Source organism: Tessaracoccus sp. OH4464_COT-324 (assembly GCF_003932855.1).
Lineage (GTDB): Bacteria > Actinomycetota > Actinomycetes > Propionibacteriales > Propionibacteriaceae > Arachnia.
On the sequence record NZ_RQYZ01000131.1, the window covers coordinates 1 to 385 of the forward strand.

1 protein-coding gene is annotated in these 385 nt (G+C 61.0%); it reads left to right on the plus strand.

Annotation, left to right across the window (positions count from 1 at the left end):
• A partial coding sequence (locus EII42_RS12440) for a hypothetical protein (RefSeq protein ID WP_233558418.1) occupies positions 1-280 on the plus strand: 280 nt, incomplete at its 5' end.
• Positions 281-385 lie beyond the last annotated feature (105 nt).

The window sequence follows — 385 nt, forward strand, 5'->3', positions numbered from 1 at the left end:
GCCGGGTCCGGTAGATGGTCAGGTTGGTCGGTTTCAGGGGGTGTGGGTGGCTACGGATTCGTTGGGGTGGCCGGTTGAGGTGGACTGTGATGATTCGTGGTTGGATCGGGTGAACTCGGCCCAGGTGGGGGCCGCGTTGATCCGCGCGACGGCGAGCGCGCGGGAAAAGTTTGCCGAACTGGCCGGGACCACGGTCTCGGCGAGAGAAGAGGTCTTGGCCGAGCAGGAGTTGCTGCTGGCCGGGTTGTGGAACATTGCTGCCAGGAAAGGACATAGGTGATGGATCAGCGTTTCGTGAATGTGCCGGTGGGTTATCCCGAGGCTGGGGTGATCGGTGTGGCGATGGATAGTTATGACGAGCTAGAGCCGTTGGACATTGTTGATG